This window comes from Bacillus sp. AP8, assembly GCF_000321185.1.
GTDB lineage: Bacteria > Bacillota > Bacilli > Bacillales > DSM-1321 > Bacillus_AD > Bacillus_AD massilioanorexius.
In genome coordinates this window covers 1-25,054 of sequence record NZ_CAPG01000093.1, presented here as the reverse complement: position 1 = coordinate 25,054, position 25,054 = coordinate 1, and the positions used below count along the sequence as shown (strand labels likewise).

Sequence of the window (25,054 nt, the reverse complement as noted above, 5' to 3'; positions counted from 1 at the left end):
TATTAACAACACAAAATATAAAAGTCAAGAAAAAAGACGAACATTATTTTTTCTGATAGTTTTAAAGTTCGCTTTCTACTCTTTTTTTCATGAAAACGACACATTATTTTCCATATTTAGCTAACAGTATAGTTTTCTCTATTTTTAAATAGCGATTATTACCATCTATTTCACCTTTCATTTCAATACATACATGACATTATCGGCAGCTTTATGCCATTTCGAAGCCAAAAACATTTCAACTAAGGCTACCAACAAATAGATTGGTTGTAGTACGGATAAATAGCCAATCATTAAAATCTGTATAATAATCCAAATCCCCAATATAAATCCCATTAAAAATAAGTACTTCCAAACTCCAAGTGAACGTGATATTAAAAATAGAATGGTAACTAAAATATGCCCTATTCCAATAACAATGAATAAGAATAGACCTGGTATGAGAAAATCAAAGAAAACCTCACTCGGTAAAATCTCAGTCGACATGCCTAACGTCTTCCCAGAAGGATCTACAATGAAACCAAATCCTCCAGCCATCGCACCTATTCCAGTAAAGAAAAACAAAATTATTATAACTCGCTTCAGCGCTTTTTTCGTCATAACCAATAACCTTCCTTCATTCAAGTGATATTTTCTTATTACACTCTTCCATTCATTGCTAAACGTATTTTGTTTAGAAGAAAACATCTTGAAAGAAAGAATTGCAGAGTAAAGATTAGACTAACTCCTAAGTTCAAACAAAAAAATCTAGACCTTCTAATGAAGAGTCTAGATTTTTACAGTCGTACACCTTTTTATCAACTTAACAATTGCAAGATGATCTACTACATTATTCATTCACTACATTTAACGGCTTCGTTTTCAATTTAATGAGGTACTGTTTTGTAAGATACCCTAAAACTAATTCCACAATAATCGCAAACAATACGATGAAATATACTTTATCTGAGAATCGATCAAACATCAGTCCATATAACGCCTGCCCTATAGGATATGAACACATAACAATCGTTGAAACAAATGCACTAACTTTTCCTAACATTACATTCGGTGTTTCAGTTTGGATAAACATTTGAGCAAAAATAGTGAAAATCCCCACTGATGCCAAGCATAAAAAAGTACATAAACAAATTATTACATAAGCAATCATTGGCTGTATCTCTATACTTGTTACAAGTGCTATTGGTAACAACACCAGACTTCCTATTAGAATAAATACATAAGAGTTATGGATGCTGTATTTTTTTGATACAAAACCTATCGCGAGCCCCGCACCAATTGATCCGATAGCTAGGATGCTTTCTGCTATTCCATATAATTGAGAGCTTAAACCAAGTTGTACTTTAATAATATAAGGTAAGCCAATCATAAGCATTGTAGAAAAAAAAAGATTAATAGCAGCGACTACTAATAAAACCTTAAATAATATCGGGTTATCCTTACCAATAAAAAAGAGAGCTTGTTTTAAATCTGTAATTGCTGTTTCAATCGCATTTCCTTTTGATTCTTGCTTTGTCAAAGGAATATGGATAAATACTTCAATCAGCGCCGAAAGAAAAAATGCAACTGCTCCAACTATTACAATTACTTTTAAGCCAAAAAATCCGTACAATATTCCTCCTAAAATAGGTCCTATAAAATTCGCTAAAGCATTTACCTGCACTACAACTCCATTTGCTTGTAACAAATACTCACCATCTACTAAGACGGGAACACTTGCTTGAACAGAAGGTTGATACATCGATTGAATGACTGATAATACAACCATTACAACAGCAATTAAGAAAACAATATTGCTATTATTTAATTGAAAAAGAAACAAAATACACACTAATGAAGTAAATGCATCTAAACAAACCATAATATTTCTTCGATTAAAGCGATCAGCTATCACTCCTCCAACAGGCGATAATAAAATCGTTGGTATCATCGATAAAGCCAGAATGCTTCCAAACGCAGTAGCCGATCCTGTCACGTCTAATACATATAATGATAAAGAAAATCGTAAAATAGAGTTTCCAAACAAAGATATAATCTGACCAATAATCATTAATGTAAAATCTTTATGAAATAACTTACTTTTCATTTGTATCACTCCTTTTTTAAAAACAAACCGACTAGCGGTATGTATAATTCAAATAATATACTGCCTTCCCAAAAAGGCAGTTCATTATTTGAATACACTTTTTAAATAACTATGCATTGCATGCAAAACTTCTTCATCCATAAACGGTATTCCCATCTGTTCCGTAAGATGTTTTAGGAATACTATTTTACGTTCTAAATCTTCTTCACTTACTTGAGCAATCATCGGACTAAGCCAAACATTATTTAATAACAAAATCACTTCACTTGCACTTTTGCTATCTTCTACGTTGATAGACCCATCTTTTTTGCCTTCTTCGATTAAATCTTGAAAGATTGGAACACCGTATTTCATCGTACCATGAAGTAAAGTACTAACGAATTTTGGATTTTCCGCTAAAGATATAGCCATTTTATCAAACTGTTGCTTTTCAAAAGCTTCAAATTCAGCACAAATGATTTTTTTGAGTTTTTCTAACCCATTTAAACGCTCGGCATTTTTGAACTTTTGAAACGAATTTCGTTCATTGAAGCCCCTATCACCAATTGCATGTAAGATTTCTTCCTTTGATTTAAAATGATGATAAATCGCACCCTTACTCATGCCTAATTCATTAATAATATCTTGGATCGTTGTTTGTTCATAACCCTTTTCCAAAAACAATCGATATGAAATCGAAAGAATTTGTTCAATTGTTTTCTCGGGATGCTTATTTCGAGCCATAATTTTTGCCTCCATACATACCAATGGTATGTATGGAGAATATCATTTTACAATCTATAAGTCAATCACATCTCCACTAAATAGGCCAACAAAAAATAAAAACCTCGAAAACCCTTTATCAATTAGGTTTCCGAGGTTGATAAATTATTTTATTCCCACTCAATAGTAGCAGGTGGCTTAGAAGTAATATCATACACAACGCGGTTGATGTGTGCTACTTCGTTTACGATACGTACTGAGATCTTTTGAAGAACATCCCAAGGGATACGTGCCCAGTCAGATGTCATTCCATCGATTGAAGTAACAGCACGGATACCGATTGTGTAATCGTACGTACGAGCATCTCCCATTACACCAACGCTACGGATGTCAGGTAGTACTGTAAAGTATTGCCAGATGTCGCGCTCTAAGCCCGCTTTTTTGATTTCATCGCGAAGGATGAAATCAGATTCACGAACGATTTCTAATTTCTCTTCTGTCACTTCTCCAAGTACACGAATTCCAAGACCTGGTCCTGGGAAAGGCTGACGCCATACTACTTCATCAGACATACCTAGCTCTGTACCTAAAGCACGAACTTCGTCTTTGAATAATGTATTTAATGGCTCAATTAACTTAAACTGCATATCTTCAGGAAGTCCACCTACATTATGGTGAGATTTGATTGTTTGTGCAGTTGCTGTACCACTTTCAATAATATCCGTGTATAAAGTACCTTGAGCTAAGAAGTCAATACCTTCTAATTTAGCTGCTTCATCATCGAACACATAGATGAATTCGTTACCGATGATTTTACGTTTTTGCTCAGGATCCGAAACACCTTTAAGCTTAGACATGAAACGATCTTTTGCATCAACTTTAATAACATTCATATGGAATTGCTCAGTGAATGTTTTCATAACGCCTTCTGCTTCACCTTTACGAAGAAGACCATGATCAACGAAAATACATGTTAATTGATCGCCGATTGCTTTGTGAATTAAGACAGCTACGACAGAAGAATCTACGCCACCACTTAATGCACATAGAACTTGTTTATCTCCAACTATTTCACGAATTTTTTCAACTTCCATTTCAATGAAGTTGTGCATAGACCAATCGCCTTTACATCCACATACATTGAATGCAAAGTTTTTCAAAATATCATTACCGTACTCTGAATGTTGTACTTCTGGATGGAATTGAACAGCATATAATTGGCGTTCTTCATTACTCATACCAGCGATTGGACATGATGCACTTGTTGTATCAATAGTGAATCCTTCAGGTGTAGCCGTTACAAGATCTCCATGGCTCATCCATACAATTTGGTCAGTTGGTAATTCTTTATAAAGAGAAGAAGCATTTTTAATATTGATTTCTGCTTTACCGTACTCACTGTGATCTGCTTTCTCTACTTTTCCACCAAAATGCGTTGTCATTAATTGCATTCCGTAACAAATCCCGAATACTGGAATTCCCATGTCGAAAATACGTTCATCACAGCGGAATGAGTTTTCATCATAAACACTGTTTGGTCCACCAGATAAAATGATTCCTTTTGGATTCATTTCTTGAAGTTCTTCCAAAGTGATTGTATGAGGATGCAATTCCGAATACACACCAAATTCTCTAATACGTCTTGTGATAAGCTGATTGTACTGACTACCAAAATCAAGTACTACTATGATTTCTTGATTTTGCATTTCTGTTTTCCCTGACACAAACGTCACCTCTACTAATAATTTATAATTCAAAACCGCTTATATAAAGGAAAGTGCAAGTGCCTTATGTAGCACCAAATAGTATAAGACTAACCGGCAAAAAAGTTATTCATTGACCGGATGAACTTATGACCTTTCAAGACTAAGGCTCTGAAGCTAGACAGCCGTCTAAGTTCAATAATCTTCTATTTATATAAAACGGTAAACAACTAAGAAATATTGTTCTTATCTTATCATTTGCAGAATAGCAATAACAAGTTATAGCCGCATTCACTTGTTAGAACGACAAAAGTATAGAATAAGCATCAGAACAAAGCATAACTCATCTAGATTTGCGCCTCCAAAAAACATCCGGTTCTTTGATGCCAAATGGCATACACTATCCTAAATTCTGATAGTATAAAGAAAGAACTAGAATCTACCATAAATCATCGCATAAGGCAGTAATCTAGTTCTATTTCCAATCGTTCCTCTAAGAAGCAAGCAACACAAAGCTACTCACTTCCTTCATAGTCAGGTTATTTACGGCAACCCGGTAGAAACTTTCGAACCATATTATCGAGGATATACGCAGGAAATAATATTAAATTTAAATGTAAATCAAAACCTATTGTAACAACTGATTAAAATAGAGGTCAAGTTATTGTTTTTTTCATAACTTTCTCCCATAATTCTTTCGCTCCACTCCAACTCTCTAAAGCATCCGCATTTCCATAGATTACTTTTTCATAATGCTTTGTTAATTGGCTCATATCATCATTATTGAAATGCTCATCTACATAATTTGCAAACTCTCGGAGCGTTTGACCTTTATGTTTTTTCAAGCCCATTCTTTTAAGCTGTTTATTTAACACATGATAAGCCTTAATGAACGTATCTTTTGATGAATGTCTCTTAAAGTACCAAATCCAAACATACGGAAGCCATTTACCTCTTATTAAATATAAGAGCCCCACAAACGCAAGTACCCCCGCGAGAGTACCTGCATTTTTTTTCCAATTTTGAATGACCTTATTCTTTACATGAGTTATCGTAATAGGAGCTTTTCCAGAGCTTTGCTGCTCTTCCAATTCCTTTTGTTTATTAGGTGTTTGCGTAGGCTTTTTTGGTGTATCCGAATTCTTTTTACTATCCGTTCCAGAAGAAGTGGTAGTTGGTTTGAATTCAAAGCGAGCATTATTTGTGAATCCTTTTGTTGGTTCAAAAGGAACCCAGCCTACTCCTTCAAAAAACACCTCCACCCATGAATGAGCATTGTTATTCGTAACCTTATAAACTTTACGACTTTTTTCAGATGAAGCATACTCTCCTTCTGTATATCCTTTAGCCCATCGAGCTGGTATACCTATTGTACGTAGCATGATGACCATGGAAGTGGAAAAATGATCACAATACCCTCTCTTTGTCTCAAATAAAAATTGATCTACAAAATCTTGACCATCTTCAGGATAAGGGATATCAATACGGTCATATTCAAATTCCGGGCGATCAAAATAATTTTCTACCGCTTTAACCTTATCGTATCTATTATCTTTATCCTGCGTAAGGCTTACTGTTAGTTCCCTTATTCTATCTGGTAAATAAGGAGGCAGTTGAAGATCTTCAGTCCAATAAGAATCGTCCTGATTCTGTATTTTTTTTAGATCTTCCACTTGAAAGGTTGGAACTCGATAATCAAGTTCGAATTCATCAAGCTCTACGTCCACTCCTTCTGCATCAACACTCTTAATTTTGTTCGATGTATAATTATATTTATATAAAGCCTTGTTATTTTCTGATGGATTGATAATATCCAAGCTATCAATTGGGGTTGGATACGAGATATGACTATAAGGAATTTCAACTTTAACTATGTCTTTTTTCTTTTTTATACTCTCATCAATCATAGAATAAGTATCGAGCGGAATAGTATCGTTATTGATCACATTTTCATTAAAAAACTCTGCCGTTTGTTCCCATCCCAAGCCCGTATAATAATTTTTATTCTCGACTTTCCAATAGTGTTTGGATTCCGTTGTAGCCGTAAAGACCAAGGTGTTATCTTCTTCAAAACCCCCTCCTAATTTCGAATCATCTACTCCGTAACCTACCTTCGCTGTTGTTGACTTATCAGCGAATTTATCTGAATAGGAGATAAGGAAAGGTACAGGATCGGGCCATTGTTCTTCTGGCTTAGGCATCAAATAAGCAAATACTCCACTAACTGTAATCATAATTAATAATGGAACAATCCATCGACTGTATTGTTTGAAACTAATAGAAAGTCTTTCTTTTTGAAGAAGACGTTCTACTGTCAAGCTCCCAATTAACATAAAACCAATGACAAACATACGGATGATAGCCCAATCTCCATCATAGTTCGAAAATGTATCTAAAATGCTAATAAACATAACACTAATCACATAAAACAAAAATATGCTTTTCTTTATCGAAATCCAATAAAAAAGTAAATATACTAAAATCCATAAGAACAAATAAAACAAGATTGTTCTTATGCTATTAGTGATAGACATCCATTCTTGTTCAAACAACACGCCTATACTGTAAATACACTCTTCTATAAATTGACGAATCCATTGAAAATCAAAAATAGAAACAACATCATAATAGAGGTAATGGATTGAAATAAAAATAAAAGCAAATAAAATAACAGCTTTCCACAAAAACCTTATACCAAACGCATATAAAATCATCGCTACTCCGACAAATAGGATAAAAACCGAGATGTTTTGAATTTCAACAATTACTTTTAACGGCCTTAACCATTCACATAAAAGCAAAAATCCTAATATATAAAAGCACAATAAAGAAAAGCGATTAGACCAAAACCTGCTCATTTATTTAGCCCCTCCCCCATTTCGCTTTTCCATTTGCCAGATTGAATAAAGCGACAACGAATACCTTTCATCATTGCTTCAGTTTTAACAGACTGGTCCCATTTTTGGTTAGTCGAGCTGTCCTCCATGACAAATACCGTAGCTTTCGTATTTCCTTTCATAACACTTACAGAAGACAACACCGATTTATTAAATTGTGATGTAATGAGAATATAGGAGGTGTTAGCTGGTATATTCTGTTTGCCAACATACAAATAGTCTTCTATAGACTTTTCTCCAACATCTTCTATTTTGGCTAACGAATAAAAAATTTTAACTCGTTGCTGTTCACCTCTACCCACAAAAGTTGCTTGATTTAAATTAGCTGTTCCAACGAATGCAACTCCTACTCCCTTGTACAATATGCTATGAGCTAAAGAAGCTGCTAAACAAACCATTTCTTCAAATAAATCTGAAGGAGATTGGTCTAAAACAATTAAGACATCTTGGCTTTTTCGCTCTTCAAATTCTTTTGTCATAATTTCATTTTTTTTAGCGGTCGCTTTCCAATGTATCCAAGATAATCGATCACCAGCTGTATAATCTCGTACACCAGAAACAATGGATGTTTCACTATGATTTTTCACCGCTGAGGCGAGCTGTCCTTGTTCATAAAAAGCTTCTAATTGTTGATAATTGATTTTTTGATAACTTGGAAACACTAGAATGCGATTATGACATTCAATGCTAACAGACTTTTCATATAACCCCAGTAAATCTCCTGTTTTAAATGAAACTGCTTTAAAATTATGCTCTCCTCGAACCGTTTCAGGAATGGTATAAGTAAAATTCACTTCTTTTTGAAAAAGAGGAAATATCATTCTTCGATTATAGTCATAAGCTTGAATCCGCAATCTCTCATCCATAAAATCTTCAACAACTACATATAATAATGGAAAAAACCTAGGAAACTTTATCTTAATTTCAACTATGATAGAATCTCCCATCTTATATTCCTTTCGATTAAAACGACGACTCACTTCAATATTCTTTAATGGATATAACTTTAATAGAACGGCATACACTACAAAAGGTAGAAAACTATAAAATAAAAACCAGCTTACAAACCCACCCTGAAACATAGAAAACACAAATAAAATAACTATTAATAAGATCAACATCACCATCTTCATCAGAGGTGATGAAAAAAAACGAAATTTTTTTATCATTTCTTCACAGTCCTTTGAACAGGAACAGGAATTCTAATTAATAGCTTTGTTATAATCTCTTCAGGTGTAACGCCACTATATCGAGCTTCCGGTTTTAAAATAATACGGTGAGAAAATACATATGGAACTAAATACTGAATATCATCTGGTATGACATAATCTCTACCTTGAATAAAAGCATAGGCCTGTCCCGCTTTCATTAAAGCAATGGATCCACGTGGACTAGCTCCCAGGTAAACAGATGGGTCTGTTCTTGTTTCATTAGAAATTCTCACAATATATTCTTTAATGGCATAATCAACATGCACATTACGTACTTCTTCTTGTAAGCGTCGAATCTCTTCGACTTGAATAACAGGCTGCAGTTGTTCAATCGGTTGATTATATTGAACACCATTTAAAATATCAATTTCCTCAACAACTTGAGGATACCCCATTCCCATTTTTAATAAAAAACGATCTAACTGTGCTTCAGGTAATGGATAAGTCCCTTCATGTTCTATAGGATTTTGTGTAGCCATAACAAAAAATGGTTGCTCTAGCTTTCTAGTTACTCCATCAACAGTTACACTTGCTTCTTCCATTCCCTCTAGTAAAGCGGATTGTGTTTTCGGAGATGTACGATTTATTTCATCTGCCAAAATAATATTTCCCATTATCGGCCCAGGGCGAAAATTAAATTCTTGCTCTTTCGGATTATAAATAGATGTACCCGTTACATCTGAAGGTAATAAATCTGGTGTAAATTGAATTCTTTTAAAGCTTGCATTAATAGAAGTAGCAAGAGCTCGTACCATCATTGTTTTCCCCACTCCAGGCACATCTTCTAGTAAAACATGCCCTTCCGCTAATAAAGCCACAATACTTAACTCCGATATATTTCTTTTTCCAATGATGACACGATCTATATTATTTAAGATTTGTTCAATTATAGGATTTTTCTGTTCGTATACCATCTGTACCTCCGAATTGATATATTTTCATTTTTTGTAAATGTATTTCCATAATAGCATCTTTTGACAAATTATTGACAAAAAATTCGAACAAATAACAAAAAACATCATCATTCACTGAATATCTTATGTAAGAACATCATAACATCTGGGGCTGAATTGTTTTCTAATAATTTTGACATTTGTAAGCGAATTTAGTCTTTTACATCTCTCTATAAAAATAGAACCCACAGAAACAATTCCTCTGCGGGTTCTATTCGATAAATCTATGAAATTCATTATCTATTAAACGGTTGGTACTCTTTTTGTATCCATTCCTATCTGTGGATTTTTCCATAATTCTGACCATTTTTTAATAGCCGCAATCATGATTATTAGTCCAAGCACCAGCATGATAACGGATAACGTTCCATTTAAGAAGTTATATCCTGCCGCTGCTTTGTTCCAATATACATGTTTAATCATCCAATAGCCGGCATAGTTAACCGTTACATATAAGTAAGCAAGTGGAACTAAGCAAGTAAGCATATACCAACGCTTATCAGCAATTTTCAAAATAATAGTTGCTCCAATGATTAAACCGATTGAAGCCATGAGCTGATTGGAAACACCGAATAATGCCCAAACCGAGCTAATATCTCCTGAAAACAACAAATATCCCCACATAAAACATGCTAGAGCACTAGCGAAGATTGATCCAGGTATCCAATCCGTCTTTTTCAATGGCTTATACACATCACCTAAGAAATCTTGAATTAAGTAACGAGCAACACGAGTTCCAGCGTCAATCGCTGTTAAAATAAATACTGCTTCAAACATAATAACGAATTGATAGAAGTACGACGCTAAATGACTAAACCATTTAATCCCCGTAAATATATACGTCATACCAACAGCAAGCGTTACGGCTCCACCTGTTCTTCCTTCTAAATCCATTCCAATTTCTTTACTTAATTCCGGTAAATTATCTACTGTCATACCTAATGTTTTGAATACTTCAGGTGTAGAGTTAATTGCAAAATAATCTGCTGGATGTAACGCTGTAGCAGCAATCAATGCCATAATTCCTACTAAACATTCTACAAGCATCGCTCCAAAACCAACAACCTTAATGTCGCTCCATTTATCCAACATTTTAGGCGTAGTACCTGATCCAACAAAAGCATGGAAACCAGAAATGGCTCCACAGGCAATTGTAATAGAAACAAACGGCCATACTGGACCCGCATTAATTGGCCCTCCACCATTTATAAAATCAGTAAAAGCAGGCATTTGAATAACTGGATTAACAAAGAATACCCCTACAATAAGTGCAATAAACACACCAATTTTCATAAAACTACTTAAATAATCACGTGGTGCAAGCAGTAACCATACTGGTAATGCTGCTGCGAAAAAAGCATAAATAGGTAAAATAATAGCTAATGTTTTATAATCAAGTGTTAATAAATCTCCAAGAGCTGTTCCTTGAATTTTTGGTCCTAAGAAAACACCTACCATTAGTAGAATAAATCCAATAGTTGATGTTATACCCAATTTTCCTGTCATTTTATAAGCAATTCCAACTAACATAGCAATAGGGATTGTAATCGCTACTGCAAACGTTCCCCATGGGTTGTTTTGTAATGCATTTAGTACAACCATTGAAAGTCCAGCCATTGTAATTGTAATAATAAACAACATTGCAAGTCCCGTACAGAAGCCCGCAACAGGTCCTAACTCTTCTTTTGCAACTTCAGAAAGAGATTTCCCTTTCTTTTTCATCGAAGCAAATAATACTACTGCGTCATGAACCGCTCCACCAATTACAGCTCCAATTAATAGCCATAGTAACCCTGGCAAATAACCAAATTGCGCCGCTAAAATTGGACCTACAAGTGGTCCTGCTGCTGCAATCGCCGCAAAATGATGTCCAAATGTTACCCATTTATTTGTTGGAACATAATCTTTTCCATCTTCTAACTCATGAGCAGGTGTTGGAACTGAATCATCAAGCTTTAACACCTTTACCGCAATAAACGTACCGTATAAACGATATGCAATCATTAAAATACAGATAGCTCCTATAACAATTGTAATCGCATTCATTACTTTTCAACCCCTCCGCTTGTTAATAGTAAAATAATAACCTACGTATGTTATAAACGTAGGTTTTCATTTTAAAATGTCAAAAATCCGAGTTGAAATGCAAAATAGCTGGCATGAAATTCAACGAAACAACAAAGTATATACACTTATTTCGCTGGTTAAAGACCTAAATATTCTGGATGAGTTGCAAAAAGACGCGAAACCATGAGAAGTCAACCAAATGTCCTAAGCATGATAACTAGACATACTCTATTATTAGTAGGAACATTGTTTTTTATAGTTATAAGCCAATTTTAGCTCTTAACTCCTTTGTATATGTTCTACTTACAGGAATAGATGTCCCCTCCTGCATAATAAGATTGTAAGTTGAGTTAAACCATGGTTGTATTTCTTTAATATATTCAGTATTTACAAGATAGGAGCGATGTACACGGATAATACTTGTATCTTGTAGTTTTCTTTCAAACGTTACTAGTGACTCCGTTGCTGCAAATCTTTCAGATAATGTAGTAATAATCGTATTACCTTCTTCAGTTGTACAATAAACGATATCTTTCATATTTACTAACACAATACGATCATCTAGATTAATAGCGAGCTTATCTTTAATTTCCTTTTTCTGATTTAGAACTTGAACGAACTCTTGTGTACGACTTTTTTTATCATTCATTTTGTGTTTAAGCTTAACAATCGTTTGTTTCACACGGTTTTCTTCAAAGGGCTTTAATATATAATCAAAGGCACTTAATTCAAAGGCTTTTAGAGCATACTCATCATAGGCTGTAGCAAACACAATTTCAGGGACATCCGTATGTTCTCGTAATCGTTCAGCTAATTCGAGACCATTTCCTCCTGCAAGCTCAATATCTAAAAACAAAACATCAATATCTTGTTCAATCACTTGTTCTAGAACATCTTCAATATGATCAGCCTCACCAACAATATCCACTTCTCTGCTTCGCTTTAATAGATAGGCAAGTTCATCTCTTGCTAATGGCTCATCATCCACTATAAACGCTCTTAACATCTTCTTCCTCCCATCTGCTTTGCTTAAAAGGAAGATGAATTTCAACTTTTGTACCAATTCCAATCGTACTAGTAATCTCAAAAGAAGCTTCATCTCCATATATTTCTATAATTCTTTGCTTGATATTCCATAACGCTGAGCCAGTTCCTTTTTTAGAATCAACCGTTTGATTGCCTAACTTCATAAGATTCTCATCGTTAATCCCTATGCCATTATCCTCTGTAATTAAAATCACTTGCTCACATTCTGTAACTACACGAACTTTCACCTCACCTTTCTTAGACCTCGTAAAAGCATGCTGAACAGCATTCTCTACTAATGGCTGAAGTGTAAAAGGCGGAATTAATACATCCTTTAATAAAGGATCTATATCTAAACAAATCGTATATTTATCTGGAAATCTAGCCTTTTCAATCGCTAAGTATGCTTCTACGTGCTCAAGCTCCTTTTCAAGTGGAATCAACATCGAACGCGCTCCATGCAAATTGCTTCGAAAAAACGTGCTTAATTTTATTAGTAACATTCTTGCTTGATCAGCATCTGACCGAACTAAACTAGATATTGTATTGATACTATTAAATAAGAAATGAGGATGTACTTGCGCTTGTAGAGCTTTAATTTCAGCATCTTTTAATAGTTTTCGCTGTGATTCCGCTTCAGCCAGCTCTAATTGAGTAGAGAATAATTTACTTAAACCTTCAGCTAATTCCTGCTCTACACTCGTAAGCCGATCAGGATTTGTAAAATACAGTTTGAGCGAACCTACTGTTTGATTATGGGCCTGCAAAGGTAAAACAATCGCTGCATGAAGCGGACAATTAGGGTTATAACAACCAATCTCCTCTCGCCTTTTTGCTGTTAATATACGACCTTCCTCAATCACTCTTTTTGTTAATTTTGTCCAAATATTTTGTTTTCTTATGTGATGATCTGCTCCGGCACCGATATGAGCTAACACCTCTTCTTTATTCGTAATAGCAATCGCATCTGCTTTTGTTGCATTCCAAATAATTTCAGCAACCTTTTGACATGACTGTTCATTCAATCCTTTACGAAAATACGGAAGAGTTGCTTGGGCAATATGAAGAGCCTTATGTGTTTGCAATGCCTTTGTTTTTTCTTCTTCAACCATCATAGATTTAATAATGATCATAAAAATGAGTGTCCCAAACCCATTAATAAGGATCATAGGAATCGCAATAATTTCGACTAAGTGGAGAGCCGATTCAAATGGTTTGGCTACTAATAAGATAAAGCCCATTTGAAACGTTTCCATAATTAACCCAATAATAACAGCATGTTTATAAGAAAGACTATGTTTAATTTCAAGCTTTTTTCCTAGATATCCCGTTATGATACCAGCAATAATGGTGGAAACACCACAAGCCACAGCTGTAAAGCCTCCAAGCGTTAAACGATGAATCCCTGCTAATAAACCAGCTCCAATTCCAACAATCGGTCCTCCTAATAGCCCACCTATAGCTACTCCCATTATTCTCGTATTAGCTAAGGCACCTTCCAAATCGACTGAGGTATGCCAAGACTGACCGCTAATAAATCCTTGTTCAATTTGAATTCCTGTATAATTACTAATAATTCCGAAAATGCCGAATATAAAAATCAAGATTATCTTTTCTTTCATCCCATGATCATTGTGCATAATCTGGCGAAACAGCTTTAATCTAGAAAGTAAAAAAGCCAAAATAACTAATAATCCCACTCTTTCTAACATTAAAGGCAATAGCTCAATCATTTCCGCTACCCCATTTCTAAATATGTCTACAATGATTATACTACAACAAATAGGAGTCTGACTTCTTTGTGTTATTACACACAAAAATCAGACTCCATTTATGATTACATTTTTAAACAAAACAATAGTTATTCAGCACTCGATTTTTCTTTACAAACGCTCTATTCTATTTGTATTTATCCTTCATTTCTTTCTCTTTTTCCTTTATGGATTCTTTTAACTCTTTCCCTTCAGCTTTAAGAGTTTGACTTAGTTCATCATAAGTTTCTTTTGAATAATCATTTAAAATTTCATATCGTTGATTTATTAAACTATCTACTTCTAAGCGAACATCATAACTAATTTGTTCTTTTTCTTGAAGATAATACGAAGCTTCTGTTAGCCTACTTTTTTCATCGTATATTAAATTAGAAAATTCCGATTTATTACCATGTAACTCATTTTCTTTTTTTGCTTGCTCATCCCAAACTTTGTTCCAATTCTCATTTCCCCAATCCCACCATTCATTCCACAAACGTTGTCTTTCCTCTTTCCATAACCGTTTAAAATCTTCTGCTGTATCGACAGTTTCAAATTCTCCTCCCCCAGCCTCAGCAACGGCTAACAATTGTTTTTGTCCATTACGATCCACATCAAAACCAATAATATTTACTACTGCTTCAATATTTGAATCATGAAGCTCTTTTGCAGCCTTTGCAGGATTACCGTCACATGTTTCAACTCCATCACTTACTATATAAATAATGTTTTTACCTGGTAAATTTGCTTTTTCAAAATCAGCTTTTGTTTCTATGATAGCTTTTGCAATTGGAGTCCAACCAGTAGGCTGAAATTTCCCTAATGAGCTTGTAAATACTGATGAATTATACGGCTTCAAATCATATACTATTTCAGTGCTGTTACATGAGCTTTTTTTATCACTATCACTATTACTTCCCTTATGCCCATAAACCCTTAAGGAAACATTAGCGCCTTCAGGCATTGAAGCAACAAACTCATTAATGGCATTTTTAGCAAGATCCATTTTGGTTTTACCACCTATCTTTTGTGCCATGCTACCACTTGCGTCTAATAGGATTGCAATATTTGTATTACCTTCTAATCCACCATCTTCATCTAACTTCATTCCTCCAGGCATTTCACTTATTATTGTTTCAATGCTAGGGTTAAATTCTTCAAAATATGTATAATATGGTTGATAATTTTTTCCCTCTCTTATTAACTGTAACAAGGAATGATATATTTGAAAGCTATCTTTATCTTGAAAACTCTTATTATCTAACGCTCTATGAATCACTGCTTTATTATATGCGTTCCCTGAGTATTTCCCCTTTTTTTCTTTAATTATTTCTTCTATATTGCTAGCAACTTCATAATCTTGTTCTTCTGATTCAGAATTTTTTTCGGATTCTTTCTTTTGAGATGCTTCATTCTTTTCCTTATTGGTATCTGTTTGTTCACTTAATCCACAAGCAGTTAAAGATACCAATAAAAGTAGGGACACAACTCCTATCCAAAGTCTACTTCTTCGATTGCCCTCTAGCATAAATAAATACCTCCATAAATAGATAATAATACCCTTTGTTTCCAGATGTATTTCCATAATATGTTTTTTGGTTCAAATATTTTTTATCACTAATATAAATAGTTCGTCAAACCCACGCCGAAACTTGTCTAAGTCTTTAGAATCAATTAATAGTGTAATTCTCTCAAAATCGCATAGATGAAATGAAAATTTTTTCTTTCAATAGGTTATATTGAACCAGCAAAAGATCTATCCAAAGGCATATAAGAATACAAATTTATTGTTCTTTCATTACTTATGTATCATTTTACAATAAATACCAAAAAGATCTATCGAATGATAGATCTTAGAAGCTGCCTAAACTATGTGTCTAACTTTATTGAGTCAGATCAAATTCACCTACATTTGTTCTCACTATTCATTTGATAGCAAGATATCATTTCTACTTAAAACTGAGACTCTTATTTCTTACAAGCTATCGAACTAACGGAGTCCATCAATAAAATATATATTGAATAGAATAAGGTTCATCTACTTTTTTCATTTGGCTCTCTTATACTTCAGTGTTGTTTTTTAACTAGGAATTAATTGCAGCGAAAGTTGGACAACTCCTGTGGGAATAGCATGAGCAAAAGCCCCTGCTAAAACCATTCCCACAGAAAACGCCCATTTGCAGCGAAAAGCAACATCAATGTTTAACAGCACGTTTCATCTTAATCATTAAGAAAACAGCGGTAACTGTTCCACCAATTAAGCCATCAATCATATCAAACATCGTATCGTCTGGATCTCGACCTTGCGCAGTGAAATGAAATAATTTATCTCCAGCAAATTCAAGTAGCTCCCAAAAGCCTGCGACAGCTAATGCAAAAGTGATAATATACAAACCGATGAAAGCAATCGGTAACTGTTCCACTAATTGCTTACCAACAATATATTGCAATATTAACCACGCACCATATCCAATCCATATACCAGATGTAAGATGAAGAAAATCATCAAAGTGATGAATGCTGTATGCTCCACCAAATGTTCCTATGCCTACTGATATAAAGATAAAACCATACGTCATACTAGCAAAAATGGATGGGAATGGATTCCGAGCCTTTCTCTGCCAAGTTCCTATTGCAACGAGTGATAATATCGTTAATATGCCCATGAATGCTTTTGTACTTCTTCCATCTACAATCATCCATACACTCCAGGCCGTAATAATAATAGTCACGATCCACCAAATCCAGCGGTCGACTTTGAGTGCTCTCTTAGCCTTTTGATCCTTCATGTACTCTCCTTCTTCCTAAGCAATTTTCTATTTGAATACTTCCAAGATAAAATCATTTATTTTATTAAAAATATACCAAAATAATATTATGATGGAAAGTTAACTTAAAAAAGGAACCTATTTCGTAATGAAAAGCACATAAGTTATTCAAACTATACATAAAACGTATCCAACTTATAATATATATACACTTTTTATCAAACATATAATCACATCTTTGAGCAGTCTCTTAGTTATTCTCTCTACACGTACGAAAGAGGGCATCATACGTTCTAACCCTACTATCCTATTTGAGTAGCCTAATAACTATATATCACTTAAACATAAGAACAGTGTCTAGTGGGAATTTTCAAAAACCAACAATATTTAGTTATTTAATACAAATCTTGATGGTTCATTTATCTACATTTTTCACATGAATTCTACTCTTTTTTACAAATATATTTCCTAAGAAATATATTTGTCGAAATAAGCCCAAGTAGGATCTCCACCTCAAAACACCAATTCCACAAACATTGTAGGTTCTACCTTTAACATAAAAAGAACCTCTATCATTTCTTTATTTCCATATACCATCCTTATTATGTTCCAACTATTAAACATGTTTACACTTTGTTAATAAGGGAAAATGAATACAAATCACTTATTGGATGCTACTTCCAATGAAAACATACGAATACATAATGGGGGATTTTTTATGAGAAAACAAAATGTTATTATATGTCCAAATTGCCATAGTCATAAAGTAAAGAAGCTACTAAACCTTCCGCTGATGATGTTTGCTCTAGCCTTTGCTACAGCCTGGTTTGAGAGTATCGGATGGATGATCAGTCTATTCTTTTTAATTTTAGGCATAGCCATGATACTTAAAGATAATGGTGGAAAACGTATGAAGTGCTTAAACTGTGGAGAAAACTTTCGTGTAAGTAAAAAAACATTCCATGAATATAAATTACAAAAAGAAGAAAATCATTAAATATAAATAAAAAAGCTTCTCCTTGGTCCAATTACCAAAGAGAAGCTTTTTTAAGGATTTCAATACCTCATTAGCATAAACATATTCAACTTTTAAAATTATAAGCCCCAATCTAATTTCAACATATCTTTTAGGATTGCAACTTTTTCTTGTCCAATATGATCAGAAATTTTCTTCTCAATCGTAGCCTTTAGCAATTCATTTTTCTCATAACACTCTTCTCCCAATTTCGTTAATTGGAGACACTTGTCTTTCTTGTTATTCTCTAAGCTTTTTATCTCAACTAAATTCTTCATTTCAAGCCTTTTGATAAGTTTATGAGTTGCTTGTCTAGAAATATCTACCTGTTTCGAAACCTGTGATATAGTTGGATGCTTTTTGTAAATTCTCGCCATAATAAACCATTCAGAATTCGATATATAAATATCACTGGAATCATTCCATAGTTTCTCCGTTATTCTTCGAAGTTGAACATGACGTTCACTTAGTACATCAATAAAATCTAAGTTCTGTAATTCTGTATCCAACCATTATCACCTCTTGAATTTTTCCCGTCTTTTACTATATAAAAGCCGCTCTTCATTGTCAACTTAATTGACAATTTGAAGTTAAAGGCATACACTATAAATAGTCAACTTAGTTGACAATAATCCATATAGGAGTATGACAAATGTATAATATTGGAGATTTAGTCATCTACTCAACCCATGGCATTTGCCGAATAGATGATATTTGCAAAAAGACGTATTCAGGAATTACTCGAACTTACTATGTTTTACATCCTATCGAAGATCACTCATTGACAATTAATACCCCTGTCGATAATAAGAATCTAGGAATCATGCAAGGAATTATTAATCGTAATGAAGCAGAGGAAATTTTACAATCTTTTAAACTACCAGGTATATCTTGGATTGAAAAGAGCCATGACCGAAACAAGATATATACAGATATTATAAAGACTGGAACTAGCAAAGAAATTTCTAAAGTCATTAATACTTTAATGCGGAAAAAAGCAGAAGACGAAAGTAATGGAAAAAAGCTAGCGGAAAGTGATAAACAAATATTGATATTAACCCAAAATATATTATTCAAAGAATTATCTATCGCATTAAATACTACATTTGAAGCTATAGCCCAAGAAGTCCATAAAATACTGAATATTAAATTTAATTCATAGTTGTTCTCAATGATACAAACGATGCCTTTATCTCTATCTAGCAGAAACTAGTAAATTGATAATATAAAAAGAAACGCTCAAGTATTTCTACACAAAAAAGAAGCTTCTCCAAAGTCTAATCTACTTTTGAGAAGCTTCTACATTTTGAAGTCTAGCCATCGAATTGTTTAATATCTGTAAAAAAATGAACATCTTTCACGAATTATAGAATATCCCTCAAATATTGAGAAGAATAGATTCTCAATATTTGGGGGATATTCTTCTTTTTTATTGATGAAACCTTCGTTATTTCTAAAGATAGAAATGTTAAATGGATTTATTTAAATACATTTAATTTTATTTTCGCAAATTGCTTTGGTATATAGAGCTTATTAATCAGTAATGGATTTTCTTTATTATTATATAGATTTTCTAATAATAAAAAGCATTCATTTTGCCCAACTAGCTTTTCCTTTCTATCCGCAAGGTTAACAGTATGTGTAAATTTGACTTCAATTTCACCATGATTCGCATACTCATATACTTGGCTCTCAAGAAAATCCAGTATTTGTTCTTTATTGTTCAAGTCGAGTGAAAAATTTTCTACAGTTTCCATCGGCATAAATGTAAAAGCATAGGCTACTAAATCATTGTTTTTTCTATATAAGCGTTCTAACGCTACAACAGTAGATACTTCACTTTTCAACACTTGTTTTGTATATTTAGTTTCTGTGTCTAAGCGGTAGTGGGTTTCTATCTGGTCAAAAGTGGCTATGTGACATTTATGCATTGGGTTACTTAATTTTTCTAACTGAACGGGGTCTTGTTTGTAAAACGTATCAATCACAAAATTTCCTTTCCCTCGTTCATTTCTAACCAATCCATCATCTTGTAAAAGTGCTAGAGCCTGTCTTAAAGTAACACGACTAACCCCTAAGCTTTTAGCTAAATCCGGTTCAGAAGGAAGCCTGCTGCCTACTGGATATGTATTCTTTGATATCTGTAGAAGCAGTTCATCATACACTTTAATATAGAGCGGTCTTTTTAATTTATCTGCTTTGTTAGGATTCATTCAGTCATATCCTTTTTTCTTCATATTTAATAAAAAACCAAAAATAAATATTTTTTGGTTTTTTACTATCGTAACATACTACTTCAAGAATGATAAGAAGGAGTCACCATATTCAGGCATAGCCACATCAAAATTATCAGCAATGGTTGCACCAATATCTGCAAATGTATCATTTTGAGGTAATTTACAAGTATTCTTAAATTGCTTTGAATAAACTAACACAGGAATGAATTCTCGCGTATGATCTGTTCCTGAGAAAGTTGGGTCATTACCGTGGTCAGCAGTAATAATTAATAAATCTTCCTCAGGAAGTATAGATAATAATTCATCCAAGCGTTTATCAAAATCTTCTAACGCTTTACCATAACCTTTTGGATCACGGCGATGTCCATATAAAGCATCGAAATCCACTAAATTTAAGAAACTTAATCCTGTAAACTCTTTCTTCACTACCTCAAGTAACTTATCCATTCCATCCATATTGTTCTTAGTACGGATGGATTCCGTTACTCCCTCCCCATCAAAAATATCGTTGATTTTTCCGATGGCAATGACATCAAATCCACCATCTTGTAAACTATTCATGACTGTTTTTCCAAAAGGTTTTAAGGCATAGTCATGACGGTTTGCTGTTCTTGTAAAGTTTCCTGGCGTTCCCATATACGGTCTTGCAATAATGCGACCGATTAAATATTTAGGGTCTTTTGTAATTTCACGAACCTTTTCACAAATGTTATATAACTCTTCTAGAGGAATAATGTCTTCGTGAGCGGCAATTTGTAAAACAGGGTCAGCTGAAGTATACACAATTAGATCACCTGTTTTCATTTGGTGCTCACCGTACTCGTCGATAATGGCCGTTCCACTTGCAGGTTTGTTTGCCACTACTTTACGTCCTGTTGCTTCTTCAATTTGTTTAATTAATTCAGCTGGGAAACCATTCGGAAACACATTAAACGGCTTATCTATGTTTAGTCCCATAATTTCCCAATGCCCTGTCATAGTATCTTTGCCTACTGATTTTTCTTGTAATTTTGTGTAATAGGCTAGAGGTTCATCAGACTTAGGTACTCCAAGTATTTCTTCAATATTAGATAAACCTAATTTCGCAAGATTCGGTACATTCAAACCGTTCATATATTCCGCAATATGTTGAAGTGTATGAGAACCAACATCGTTAAATTGAGCCGCATCTTTTGCTTCACCAATACCTACTGAATCCATAACAATTAAATGGACACGTTTGAATTTCTTCATTCTGATGTACCTCCAGTTAACTTACTATTATCTAATTTGCGACCAACTAAAAACCAAAATAATACGATCGCTACTACTGCTATAGCTACAATCACAAGTACTATACTACTGTAATTCAAAGCAACCGGATTATCTGTCACAAAGCTTAAGAAACCAAATTGTAAGTCTTTTTTATCAATTAAAAATGCTGAATACGTAAATCCTGTAGACATAGCAATGTTGATACATAAGTTATAGAAACCTAGAGCTGCACCTGCTTTTTCAGTAGGGACATTTTTAATACCTGTATCAATCATCGGTGCGTATAACAGCGCAAAACTACAAGAGAACAAGATTAGAGATATAGCAAACACAAAAATCGATTGTTCAATTAAAAGTGAACTTAGTAGCATACTAATAATAATTAAACTAATTGCCAAGTAAATACATTGTTTACTACTTAAATATCTTCCTATTTTACCAGATAAAGCTCCAACAATTGCTGCTAATAAACAAGCCGGAATAAACAATAATGAAACAGTATCCAATTGAATATCGTAAACAGTTGTTAAAAGAAACGAGAAAGTATTTAATGCGTAAGCTGAATAGATTGAATTCAGAATAAACGCTACTACCAATACGAATAAAAATTGCTTGTTTTTAAAAAACTCAATTGTAATAAAAGCATTTTTATTTTTGCTTACATAGATTAAGAACACAACAACAGCTGCTATAAAGAGAATGAACAGAATCCAATTGAAATAAGACATATACAGCATAATAGTTGTTGCAATGACAGTAACCAAAATTAAACCTAAAACGTCAACGTTATTTTGCTTTCTTTCTTCTTTAGGTAAGTTTTTCAAAATGAAAGGTAGTAATAGTAAGCTAAGCAAAGGAATTAAAAATAAGTTTTGCCATTGAAGATAAGTTGCTACGAATCCACCAGTTAATGTACCAATAACGGTTGCAATTTGGAAACTGCTTGTACTAAAGCCCATATATTTCTTTTGTTCTTCTGCTGTTGCGTATTTTGCGATAAAGATTAAATATAGTGTTTCAGTGGCCCCTAAACCAGCTGATTGAATGATTCTTGAAAATACAATTAACCAATAGTTTTCATGCGTTACGTAACCAAGTAAAGACCCCACACAGATTAAACCAATACCTATAGCTAATAGATTTCGCACGCTAATTGAATCGGATAGAGAAGAATAGACAACTGCCCCTATTCCAATCACTAATCCTGATAATGTTACTTGCCAACTAACTGTACTAGCCGATACTCCAAAGTACTCTACTAAGTCTGGAGAGATAATTTTAAAAGAATTATCAATAACAATTGAAAAAATCATTAAAAGTAATATGACAGGAACTACTTTATTTATATTTAAAACTGCTTTTCTTTCACCTGTATGATTCATACGTTGACCTCCACTACCATCAATACTTTATGATATTTAGCGTTTATTAAAAGCGCTTTCAAAAGGGGTATTGTGAGGTTATTAACATCATTAAAAGTTAATAACCTCATCTATAATAATTGTTTCAATATCTTGTAGATTAATAGACCTTTACGCTAATTCTAGCGCGATCTCCATCATCTTCGTAAAGGCTGTTTGACGCTCTTCAGTTGATGCATGTTCATTTGTGACTAAATGATCACTAACAGTTAAAATACAAAGTGCCTTAACACCTGCTTGAATAGCATTCCAATATAATGCTACTGACTCCATTTCAACACTTAATATCCCAACATCTTGCCACTTTTTCATCGCTGTAGAATCAGCGTTATAGAATAACTCACTTGATAAAATATTACCAATATGAACTTTTTGTCCTTTATCATCGGCTATTTTTTTAGCTTTTTCTAAAAGGTCGAAAGAAGCTGTTAATGGGAATTGACCTGGTAAATTAAATTGATGACCATAATTAGAATCTGTTGCTGCTCCCATTCCTAAAATGACATCATATAAATCTATATCTTTTTGCATTGCGCCACAAGTACCAATTCTGATTAAATTTTTCACGCCAAAAACATTGATTAATTCCCAAGAATAAATCCCCATACTTCCTGGTCCCATGCCAGTACCCATTACAGAAATTTTCTTCCCTTTGTATGTACCTGTATAACCTAGCATCCCTCTTACTTCATTAAAACACTCGTAATTTTCTAAAAAATTTTCCGCAATAAACTTTGCTCTTAAAGGGTCTCCTGGTAAAAGAATTGTCTCAGCTATTTCAACTCCATTAGGCTTAATATGAGGTGTTTCTTTAGTCGTCATCATCTTGTTGTTAACTCCTTTAATTGAAAATTCAAGTTGTTTTTAACTTGTATATTTTTTATACAAGTAGAATATAGCATATCAAAAAAATCATTGCAAGCGTTTTCTTTTTTAGGTTTAAATTCTTTTATTTAACAATTTGACGTGCTTATTATCTGCTTTTTTTCGTTTAGGCTTGATAAATTTATCAATTTTATAAAATAAAAAATTAGGGCTATACAAGATGATTTAAAGGTAAAAGGATAGGCTGATAAAGTGCTATACGGCATTATTCAAATTTTTTAAAAGGTAGTAGATGAGAGTAATTTAGAAAGATTGAACAGAATTTGCTTCACTTAAAAATAGAAAAACCATAGAGGAAATAGAGGAACAGGAAATCCCTGAATATAGAAAGAGAAGAGCTAACATTTCTGTTGCCAACATCCACTCAAAAGGGATTAGATTTGGACTACTTAATTTTCCTGATCTTTTCCTATACAGGGATGTACTAGCTAAGAAAAAATAATAATTGATACGTTCTCATTTCTACGTTATTTCTATAAAAATAATGCCGAGCATTCCAATGAATACTCGGCATTTGTTTTAAGCACCTAGAACATAAAATACGTATCTGCTCATACCTTCAGCTACAAGGATAGCTGCAAGTGCTGCATAGCTTGCTGCAGCCATTGATTTTTTGTTTGAAGAAATAGCATAGAATCCGAAAATAGCCATTCCTATGATTTCAATTACCCAGCGAGTAATAATAATGGATTGGTAATCTGCTAAGCTTGCAGATGCAGCAGTACCAGAAATCAGAGTTACATCTCCATTGAAGGCTGCTAACAATGCCGCTCCGACAAGTTGTATGGCAATACCTACAGCTGCTATAGAAAAACCAATTTTAAATAATTGTTTTGTTACATCAGCATTTTTGATAAAAGTTGCTTTTAAGCTAATCATTAAAATAGCACCTAGTGTAAAGGTTGTTCCATAAAATGATAGAAATGTATTAGCGCTATCCCAACCGTTTACTAATGTATTAGAATAAACGGCAGCCATGCTATATACATCTACTAATCCAACAAGTGCTGTTACAAGTATTAACCAAGAGTTTGCTCTTTTTTGAACGAAGAATAATCCAAGTGTAAGAACGGCTAAA

At 33.6% G+C, this 25,054-nt stretch carries 20 protein-coding genes and 1 riboswitch; of the genes, 2 read left to right on the top strand and 18 right to left on the bottom strand.

Annotation, left to right across the window (positions count from 1 at the left end; genetic code table 11):
* Positions 1 to 177 precede the first annotated feature (177 nt).
* The 12 genes from BN349_RS24580 to BN349_RS25155 all read right to left on the bottom strand — a co-directional run bounded on the left by BN349_RS24580 (position 178) and on the right by BN349_RS25155 (position 17,185).
* Positions 178 to 600, bottom strand: a complete 423-nt coding sequence (locus tag BN349_RS24580) for a hypothetical protein (protein ID WP_019244471.1) — start codon at positions 598 to 600, stop codon at positions 178 to 180.
* A 229-nt stretch (positions 601 to 829) separates the two neighbouring features.
* Positions 830 to 2,086: an MFS transporter gene (locus BN349_RS24575; protein ID WP_019244470.1), complete on the bottom strand. Its 1,257-nt coding sequence runs from the start codon at positions 2,084 to 2,086 to the stop codon at positions 830 to 832.
* A gap of 84 nt (positions 2,087 to 2,170) precedes the next feature.
* Complete coding sequence (locus BN349_RS21970; protein ID WP_019244469.1) at positions 2,171 to 2,809, bottom strand: TetR/AcrR family transcriptional regulator; 639 nt, start codon at positions 2,807 to 2,809, stop codon at positions 2,171 to 2,173.
* A 149-nt stretch (positions 2,810 to 2,958) separates the two neighbouring features.
* Entirely contained in the window at positions 2,959 to 4,494 is a 1,536-nt protein-coding gene (gene guaA / locus BN349_RS21965; protein WP_187370272.1) for a glutamine-hydrolyzing GMP synthase, read from the bottom strand.
* A gap of 508 nt (positions 4,495 to 5,002) precedes the next feature.
* A riboswitch (purine riboswitch) is annotated at positions 5,003 to 5,104 on the bottom strand.
* Positions 5,105 to 5,147: 43 nt separating this feature from the next.
* Positions 5,148 to 7,349: a transglutaminase domain-containing protein gene (locus tag BN349_RS21960; protein WP_019244467.1), complete on the bottom strand. Its 2,202-nt coding sequence runs from the start codon at positions 7,347 to 7,349 to the stop codon at positions 5,148 to 5,150.
* Positions 7,346 to 8,557, bottom strand: a complete 1,212-nt coding sequence (locus BN349_RS21955) for a DUF58 domain-containing protein (RefSeq protein WP_019244466.1) — start codon at positions 8,555 to 8,557, stop codon at positions 7,346 to 7,348. The genes BN349_RS21960 and BN349_RS21955 overlap by 4 nt, the downstream gene beginning before the upstream one ends.
* Positions 8,554 to 9,513: an AAA family ATPase gene (locus BN349_RS21950; protein WP_019244465.1), complete on the bottom strand. Its 960-nt coding sequence runs from the start codon at positions 9,511 to 9,513 to the stop codon at positions 8,554 to 8,556. The genes BN349_RS21955 and BN349_RS21950 overlap by 4 nt, the downstream gene beginning before the upstream one ends.
* A gap of 282 nt (positions 9,514 to 9,795) precedes the next feature.
* Positions 9,796 to 11,598 (bottom strand): carbon starvation protein CstA, encoded by a 1,803-nt coding sequence (gene cstA / locus BN349_RS21945; RefSeq protein ID WP_019244464.1) that lies wholly within the window; start codon positions 11,596 to 11,598, stop codon positions 9,796 to 9,798.
* 280 nt (positions 11,599 to 11,878) lie between these two features.
* Positions 11,879 to 12,625, bottom strand: a complete 747-nt coding sequence (locus BN349_RS21940) for a LytR/AlgR family response regulator transcription factor (RefSeq protein ID WP_019244463.1) — start codon at positions 12,623 to 12,625, stop codon at positions 11,879 to 11,881.
* Entirely contained in the window at positions 12,600 to 14,378 is a 1,779-nt protein-coding gene (locus BN349_RS21935) for a sensor histidine kinase (RefSeq protein WP_019244462.1), read from the bottom strand. Before BN349_RS21935 ends, BN349_RS21940 begins: the two co-directional genes overlap by 26 nt.
* A 166-nt stretch (positions 14,379 to 14,544) precedes the next feature.
* The gene (locus BN349_RS21930) at positions 14,545 to 15,924 is read right to left on the bottom strand and encodes a VWA domain-containing protein (protein ID WP_019244461.1); all 1,380 of its coding nucleotides are present in this window, start codon (positions 15,922 to 15,924) and stop codon (positions 14,545 to 14,547) included.
* 667 nt (positions 15,925 to 16,591) lie between these two features.
* Positions 16,592 to 17,185 carry a hypothetical protein gene (locus BN349_RS25155; RefSeq protein WP_019244460.1) on the bottom strand — a complete coding sequence of 198 codons (594 nt, stop codon included), beginning with the start codon at positions 17,183 to 17,185 and terminating at the stop codon, positions 16,592 to 16,594.
* A 697-nt stretch (positions 17,186 to 17,882) separates the two neighbouring features.
* Between BN349_RS25155 and BN349_RS21915 the strand changes: the two genes are divergently transcribed.
* Entirely contained in the window at positions 17,883 to 18,161 is a 279-nt protein-coding gene (locus BN349_RS21915; RefSeq protein WP_019244459.1) for a hypothetical protein, read from the top strand.
* Positions 18,162 to 18,259: 98 nt separating this feature from the next.
* Here BN349_RS21915 and BN349_RS21910 read toward each other — a convergent pair whose 3' ends face one another.
* Positions 18,260 to 18,688 (bottom strand): winged helix DNA-binding protein, encoded by a 429-nt coding sequence (locus BN349_RS21910; protein ID WP_019244458.1) that lies wholly within the window; start codon positions 18,686 to 18,688, stop codon positions 18,260 to 18,262.
* Between the two features lie 143 nt (positions 18,689 to 18,831).
* Between BN349_RS21910 and BN349_RS21905 the strand changes: the two genes are divergently transcribed.
* Positions 18,832 to 19,341, top strand: a complete 510-nt coding sequence (locus BN349_RS21905) for a CarD family transcriptional regulator (RefSeq protein WP_019244457.1) — start codon at positions 18,832 to 18,834, stop codon at positions 19,339 to 19,341.
* A 316-nt stretch (positions 19,342 to 19,657) separates the two neighbouring features.
* Here the strand turns inward: BN349_RS21905 and BN349_RS21900 are convergent, their stop codons facing one another.
* The 5 genes from BN349_RS21900 to BN349_RS21880 form a co-directional block, all read right to left on the bottom strand.
* Positions 19,658 to 20,392 carry a GntR family transcriptional regulator gene (locus BN349_RS21900; RefSeq protein ID WP_019244456.1) on the bottom strand — a complete coding sequence of 245 codons (735 nt, stop codon included), beginning with the start codon at positions 20,390 to 20,392 and terminating at the stop codon, positions 19,658 to 19,660.
* A gap of 78 nt (positions 20,393 to 20,470) precedes the next feature.
* Positions 20,471 to 21,649 carry a phosphopentomutase gene (deoB, locus tag BN349_RS21895; RefSeq protein WP_019244455.1) on the bottom strand — a complete coding sequence of 393 codons (1,179 nt, stop codon included), beginning with the start codon at positions 21,647 to 21,649 and terminating at the stop codon, positions 20,471 to 20,473.
* Positions 21,646 to 23,052 (bottom strand): MFS transporter, encoded by a 1,407-nt coding sequence (locus tag BN349_RS21890; RefSeq protein ID WP_019244454.1) that lies wholly within the window; start codon positions 23,050 to 23,052, stop codon positions 21,646 to 21,648. The genes deoB and BN349_RS21890 overlap by 4 nt, the downstream gene beginning before the upstream one ends.
* 150 nt (positions 23,053 to 23,202) lie before the next feature.
* Complete coding sequence (gene deoD, locus BN349_RS21885; protein WP_026089436.1) at positions 23,203 to 23,913, bottom strand: purine-nucleoside phosphorylase; 711 nt, start codon at positions 23,911 to 23,913, stop codon at positions 23,203 to 23,205.
* Positions 23,914 to 24,495: 582 nt separating this feature from the next.
* On the bottom strand, positions 24,496 to 25,054 hold a 559-nt coding region (locus tag BN349_RS21880; protein WP_019244452.1), incomplete at its 5' end, for a DmsC/YnfH family molybdoenzyme membrane anchor subunit.

Bases quoted from the DNA above. Each gene is read 5' to 3' on its own strand.
- BN349_RS21890 (WP_019244454.1), bottom strand. From the start codon at position 23,052: ATGAATCATACAGGTGAAAGAAAAGCAGTTTTAAATATAAATAAAGTA.
- BN349_RS21930 (WP_019244461.1), bottom strand. From the start codon at position 15,924: ATGCTAGAGGGCAATCGAAGAAGTAGACTTTGGATAGGAGTTGTGTCC.
- BN349_RS21950 (WP_019244465.1), bottom strand. From the start codon at position 9,513: ATGGTATACGAACAGAAAAATCCTATAATTGAACAAATCTTAAATAAT.
- BN349_RS21900 (WP_019244456.1), bottom strand. From the start codon at position 20,392: ATGAATCCTAACAAAGCAGATAAATTAAAAAGACCGCTCTATATTAAA.
- deoB (WP_019244455.1), bottom strand. From the start codon at position 21,649: ATGAAGAAATTCAAACGTGTCCATTTAATTGTTATGGATTCAGTAGGT.
- BN349_RS25155 (WP_019244460.1), bottom strand. From the start codon at position 17,185: ATGAAGGATCAAAAGGCTAAGAGAGCACTCAAAGTCGACCGCTGGATT.
- BN349_RS21915 (WP_019244459.1), top strand. From the start codon at position 17,883: ATGAGAAAACAAAATGTTATTATATGTCCAAATTGCCATAGTCATAAA.
- BN349_RS21955 (WP_019244466.1), bottom strand. From the start codon at position 8,557: ATGATAAAAAAATTTCGTTTTTTTTCATCACCTCTGATGAAGATGGTG.
- BN349_RS21905 (WP_019244457.1), top strand. From the start codon at position 18,832: ATGTATAATATTGGAGATTTAGTCATCTACTCAACCCATGGCATTTGC.
- BN349_RS24580 (WP_019244471.1), bottom strand. From the start codon at position 600: ATGACGAAAAAAGCGCTGAAGCGAGTTATAATAATTTTGTTTTTCTTT.
- deoD (WP_026089436.1), bottom strand. From the start codon at position 23,913: ATGACGACTAAAGAAACACCTCATATTAAGCCTAATGGAGTTGAAATA.
- BN349_RS24575 (WP_019244470.1), bottom strand. From the start codon at position 2,086: ATGAAAAGTAAGTTATTTCATAAAGATTTTACATTAATGATTATTGGT.
- guaA (WP_187370272.1), bottom strand. From the start codon at position 4,494: ATGCAAAATCAAGAAATCATAGTAGTACTTGATTTTGGTAGTCAGTAC.
- BN349_RS21940 (WP_019244463.1), bottom strand. From the start codon at position 12,625: ATGTTAAGAGCGTTTATAGTGGATGATGAGCCATTAGCAAGAGATGAA.
- BN349_RS21935 (WP_019244462.1), bottom strand. From the start codon at position 14,378: ATGATTGAGCTATTGCCTTTAATGTTAGAAAGAGTGGGATTATTAGTT.
- cstA (WP_019244464.1), bottom strand. From the start codon at position 11,598: ATGAATGCGATTACAATTGTTATAGGAGCTATCTGTATTTTAATGATT.
- BN349_RS21960 (WP_019244467.1), bottom strand. From the start codon at position 7,349: ATGAGCAGGTTTTGGTCTAATCGCTTTTCTTTATTGTGCTTTTATATA.
- BN349_RS21970 (WP_019244469.1), bottom strand. From the start codon at position 2,809: ATGGCTCGAAATAAGCATCCCGAGAAAACAATTGAACAAATTCTTTCG.